This is a genomic window from Kitasatospora sp. NPDC047058 (assembly GCF_040643935.1).
Taxonomy (GTDB): Bacteria; Actinomycetota; Actinomycetes; order Streptomycetales; family Streptomycetaceae; genus Kitasatospora.
On sequence record NZ_JBEYVJ010000447.1, the window covers coordinates 1 to 5,089 of the forward strand.

Here is a 5,089-nt window from a genome sequence, read left to right on the forward strand (position 1 = left end):
CCCAGGCGTCGGCCCCCGGGTCGGCCAGGTCGAGGTCGAGGGTGGCCGCCGAGGTCTGCGCGAACACGCTGAAGTCGTCGACCAGTTGCTCGCGGTGTCGGCGCCGACCCGGGTGGCGCGGACCACGAGCCGGCCGCCGGCGTTCACGGTGGCGCCGGTGACGGCGTCGCCGACCGCGACCTCGACCGGTACGGACTCGCCGGTCAGCATCGAGGCGTCCACGGCCGAGACGCCCTCGACGACCACGCCGTCGGTGGCGATCTTCTCGCCGGGCCGGACCACGAACAGTTCACCGAGGGCGAGTTCGGCGGTCGGGATGCGAACCTCGGTGCCGCCGCGCAGCACGGTCACGTCCTTGGCGCCGAGTTCGAGCAGCGCCTTCAGCGCGGCGCCGGCGGTGCGCTTGGAGCGGGCCTCGAAGTAGCGGCCGGCCAGGATGAACGCGGTGACGCCGGCCGCGGCCTCCAGGTAGATGTTGGACGAGCCGTCGCTGCGGGCGATGGTGAACTCGAAGCCGTGCCGCATGCCGGGCATGCCCGCGTTCCCGAGGAACAGCGCCCAGAGCGACCAGAGGAACGCGGCCCCGGTGCCGAGCGAGACCAGGGTGTCCATGGTGGCCGCGCCGTGCCGGGCGTTGGTCCAGGCGGCCCGGTGGAAGGGCCAGGCGGCGTAGGTGACGACGGGCGCGGCGAGGGTCAGCGAGAGCCACTGCCAGTCGTCGAACTGCAGGGCCGGCACCATCGCCATCGCGATCACGGGGACGGCCAGCGCGAGTGCGGTGACCAGTCGCTGCCGCAGCGGGGCCAGTTCGTCGGGCGCGCCGGCCGGCTCACCGGCGGCGGCCTCGGCGACGACGGGCCGCGGGAGGGCGGCGGTGTAGCCGGTGGCCTCGACGGTGGCGATCAGGTCGGCGACCTCGACGCCCTCGGCGACGACCACCCTGGCCTTCTCGGTGGCGTAGTTGACGGTGGCCTCGACGCCGTCCATCCGGTTGAGCTTCTTCTCGATCCGGGCGGCGCAGGAGGCGCAGGTCATGCCGCCGATCTGGAGTTCCACCTCGGTGGAGGCGGGTGCCTGGGTGGTCATCTGGGGCTCCTCGCGGGTCTCGCGGGTCTCGCGGGTCGTGGTCGTGGTCGTGCTCGGAAGGTGGTCGGCGGCCGCGGCGACCCGGGGCCCGATACCCCCTGGGGGGTTACGGGAGTTACGGGCCCCGGGGCCCGCGGGGGTCAGGCGCGGCCGGTCAGGTCGTAGCCCGCGTCGTCGATCGCGGCGCGCAGGGCCGCCTCGTCCGGCTCGGCCCCGGCGGAGACGGTGACCAGGCCGGCCTTCACGTCGACCGAGACTGCGGTGACGCCGGCCAGGGCGGAGACCGCCTTGCCGACGGCCTGCTCGCAGTGGCCGCAGGTCATCCCGGCGACCGCGTAGACGGTGGTGACGGCCGCCGGGGCCGCCTCGGCGATGGCGGTGGCGGTCGTGGCGACGGTGGTGGTGGAGCAGGTGCCGTTGGTGGAGCAGCAGGACATGAGGTCCTCCGGTGGGTGGCAGGATGGCGCTGCCGGGACACCGGCCCGCGTCCGGTCCGGGAACGCCGATCCGGGAACGTCCGATCCGGGGTACCACGCATGCGCTACGAGATCAGAGTCGCCGGCTGGATGTCGGACGTCCTGCGGCGCGAGGGCTTCCCCGACCTGGAGAGCTGCCTCCTCGCGGGCGAGACCGTCCTGGTCGGCCAGATCGTCGACGAGGCCCACCTCTACGGCCTGCTGGCCCGCTTCCAGGCGCTGGGCCTGCGGGTCACCGAGTTCCGGCAACTGGTCGACTGACAGCGGACCGGGCGGACCGGGCGTCCTCCTCGTGAGGGCGCCCGGTCCGCTGCCGGGCTGACGCAGGCTCACCCTCCCCCGGGGCGGGCGGAAAACGGCGGCTCCCGCCTCTTGCGTGTGCAATTTCACATTACTATGGTACTGATCACACCGACGACGGCCGCAGACCCCACGCGGCCGCCCCGGGCTGCACGGCCATGCCTCCGACGGCGGAGCTCCCCCCGCCCTGCACCGCCCGCACAGCACCGCCCCGCACCACGCAGCACCGCCGGAGCCCCAAGTCCGGCTCCCGCAGCGCCACTTCACCGCCCCCACTTCGGCAGCCGCCGCCCCGCGCCACCGCGCGACCGGCCGGTCGCTGCCCCCTGCAAGGAGACCCGGTGTCATCCTCCCCCTCCGCACGACGCATCCTGCTCGCGGCCGCGCTCGCCGCCTCCCTCACGCTGCCCGCGCTGCAGAGCGCCCAGGCCGCGCCGTCCGCCCCGGCGGCGCCCACCGCACCCACACCGGCGGCGGCACCTACGACGGCGCAGGACGCCCCCGAGCGGACCGCGTACGACGAGGTCGACCACCTCGGCGACGCCGTCGCCAAGCCCGGCACCGCCGCACCGGCCCCCGGCGGCGGCTCACTGGGCGACTCCCTGATCCCCGGCCTGCTCGCCGACCAGCCCGGCGCGCCCGCCCCGACGGCCGGTCAGACCGCCGCCGACACCCCCGGCACGGCCGTCCCCAGCACCGCCGCCGGCGTCCCCTGCACCCTCGACGGCATGACCGGCCTGAACCCGCAGCAGCTCGTCGCCTTCCTCACCGACCCCGCGGTCGGCGCGGACGACTGTCTGAAGAACATCCTCTGGACCTGGGACGCCCGCTTCGCCACCACCATGGACGACGCCCACGTGCGCGCCGTGGCCGACCGCGTCACCGAACTGTCCGCCACCGACGACGGCACCGGCTCCTCACACCTCTACGAGCTCTGGACGTTCCTGCACGCGACCGTCTACCACGACTACAGCCACGGCGAGATCGACGTCACCGACGCCGACACGCTCGCCGCGGTCCAGCGCGCCCTCGACGCCTACACCGCGAGCGCCCACGCCTTCGACCTCACCGACCGGGCCGCCGCGATCCTGCGCGAGGCGGCCATCACCGCCGGCAGCGACGGCCTGCGCCAGCGGAACCTCACCCTGGCCCGCCGGATCCTCGCCGTCCTCGCCCCGGGCACCACCGTCGCCGACAACGCCCAGTGGAGCAAGACGGTGCTCCAGGCGCTCAACCTCAACTACCTGGGCATCCGCAACCAGGACCAGGCGTTCATGGCGGCCGTCGCCGCCGACCCCGCCTACCGCACCACCGTCCGCGCCTTCGCCTCCTACGGCCACCTCAAGGGCACCAAGACCGCCTGGGCGGCCCGCGACGCGATGGCCGAGTACGGCCGCTTCGGCCAGATACCCGCCCTGCGCGACGGCGTCGTCGCCGAGCTCGGGCAGCTCCTCGACACCACCAAAACGACGTTCGGCGAGTACTCCGACCCGTGGGCCAAGCTGATCGGCTGGGCCGCCTACTTCGGGGTCTGCGAGCAGTACGGGGTCTGCATCAGCCAGCTGGAGGACCGGCTGTTCCCCCACACCTACCGCTACGACAACGGCGCCATCGAGGTCCGCACCGCGCTCGACAAGGCCACCGTCGACCAGATGTACTACGCCGGCAAGCAGGTGAAGAGCCAGTACTTCCGCGTCCTCGGCACCGACCAGCCGCTCGCCGGGGACACCAACACCACGCTGCACATCCACCTCTACGCGTCGCGCGCCGACTACGAGGTCTACCACCCCGTCCTGACCGGCTACGGCACCGCCAACGGCGGCATCTACATCGAGCGCGGCGCCACCTTCTACACCTACCAGCGCCGGGTGCCCCAGGACTCCCAGCTCACCCTCGAGGAGCTGTTCCGGCACGAGTACGTGCACTACCTCAACGGCCGTTGGGCCACCCCGGGCTACTTCAACGAGCCCCGCTGGTACGCCGGCAACATGACCACCGCGATGGACGAGGGCACCGCGGAGTTCTTCGACGGCGCCACCCGCGACCAGGGCGTCCTGGTCCGCAAGTCCCTGGTCCGCAAGCTCGCCGCCGACGAGGCCAAGGGCATCCCCCGGCTCACAGTCGACCAGCTCATCCACGCCACCTACGAGCAGACCCCGGCCTTCCACTTCTACAACTACGCCGGCACGTTCTTCGAGTTCCTCTGGCTCCGCCACCCCTCGCTGCTCCGCGAGATGTACGCCTACCAGCGCGCCGACGACCCGGCCGGCTTCAACGCCTGGCGCACCCGCGTCGGCGCGGACGCCGCCCTCCAGGCCGAGTACAACGCCTTCCTGGACGCCGAGATCCGCGACGTCGACAACCTCTACGTCCCGGTGACCACCTTCACCCCCAACGAGCGGCTCGACCTGGCCTGGCCGTCCGAGGTCCGCAAGGCCGTCGCCCGGGCCACCGGCATCACCCCGGACTGCAAGGACAACGGCGACTGGGACAACAAGCCGATGCGCTTCGTCTGCACCGGCCGCATCACCGCCAACCTCGCCGACGCCGGCAACCCCGACCAGGTCTTCAAGGACATGTCCGGCACCGTCGACTACTTCATCCTCGGACGCACCGGGAACGTCGCCGGCGCCAACAACCTCAACGACATGAACTGCTCCTTCGGCAAGGTCGACGTCTGGCCCGGCGGCCGGGCCGGCACCGCCGACTTCACCTGCGAGGGACCGCTGCGCCGCTGACCCGACCCGCCGGCGGCGGGGCACGTCCCCGACGTGCCGGGGCGGGTCAACGGGGCGAGCATGGGACGACACCCCCCGAAAGGTGGAATGCCATGTTCCAGCTGCTCTGGATCCTCCTCATCGGTTTCGTGCTGGGTGTACTGGCCAGGCTGCTGCTGCGCGGCCCGCAGGCGATCCCGTGGTGGCTGACGATGCTGCTCGGCGCGGCCGGCGCCTGGCTGGGCAACGGGGTGGCCGGCTGGCTGGGGGTCGGCGAAACAAGGGGCATCGACTGGATCCGCCACGCGCTCCAGCTCGGCTTCGCCGTGGCCCTGGTCGCCCTCGTCGCCCCCGCCTGGTCGAGGTCTCACCCGAAGAGGTGAATCTCCCCGCCGGCCGCGTCGGCTGAGGCGGCCGCCCCGACCGGGCGGGCGCCACACCCGACGCGGCCGGCGGGGTGATTCACCGCGTCGGGTGTGAACACGACCAGGGGGGGGCGGGCAGCGCGCA

At 73.0% G+C, this 5,089-nt stretch carries 5 protein-coding genes; 3 read left to right on the top strand and 2 right to left on the bottom strand.

Annotation, left to right across the window (positions count from 1 at the left end; all coding sequences use genetic code 11):
* Together ABZ885_RS35030 and ABZ885_RS35035 are read right to left on the bottom strand one after the other, a co-directional pair.
* The coding region (locus ABZ885_RS35030; protein WP_360197975.1) for a heavy metal translocating P-type ATPase at nt 1-1,086 on the bottom strand (1,086 nt) is incomplete at its 3' end.
* A gap of 140 nt (nt 1,087-1,226) precedes the next feature.
* On the bottom strand, nt 1,227-1,523 hold the full coding sequence (locus ABZ885_RS35035; RefSeq protein ID WP_360197978.1) for a cation transporter: 297 nt from the start codon (nt 1,521-1,523) through the stop codon (nt 1,227-1,229).
* 99 nt (nt 1,524-1,622) lie between these two features.
* Here ABZ885_RS35035 and ABZ885_RS35040 point away from each other — a divergent pair, with 99 nt between their 5' ends.
* The 3 genes from ABZ885_RS35040 (at nt 1,623) to ABZ885_RS35050 (ending at nt 4,962) form a co-directional block, all read left to right on the top strand.
* Nucleotides 1,623-1,823, top strand: coding sequence for a hypothetical protein (locus tag ABZ885_RS35040; protein WP_360197981.1), 201 nt, complete (start codon nt 1,623-1,625; stop codon nt 1,821-1,823).
* Between the two features lie 380 nt (nt 1,824-2,203).
* Nucleotides 2,204-4,600 (top strand): collagenase, encoded by a 2,397-nt coding sequence (locus ABZ885_RS35045; protein WP_360197983.1) that lies wholly within the window; start codon nt 2,204-2,206, stop codon nt 4,598-4,600.
* Between the two features lie 92 nt (nt 4,601-4,692).
* On the top strand, nt 4,693-4,962 hold the full coding sequence (locus tag ABZ885_RS35050) for a GlsB/YeaQ/YmgE family stress response membrane protein (RefSeq protein ID WP_360197986.1): 270 nt from the start codon (nt 4,693-4,695) through the stop codon (nt 4,960-4,962).
* Nucleotides 4,963-5,089: the final 127 nt, after the last annotated feature.

Bases quoted from the DNA above. Each gene is read 5' to 3' on its own strand.
- ABZ885_RS35035 (WP_360197978.1), bottom strand. From the start codon at position 1,523: ATGTCCTGCTGCTCCACCAACGGCACCTGCTCCACCACCACCGTCGCC.
- ABZ885_RS35040 (WP_360197981.1), top strand. From the start codon at position 1,623: ATGCGCTACGAGATCAGAGTCGCCGGCTGGATGTCGGACGTCCTGCGG.
- ABZ885_RS35050 (WP_360197986.1), top strand. From the start codon at position 4,693: ATGTTCCAGCTGCTCTGGATCCTCCTCATCGGTTTCGTGCTGGGTGTA.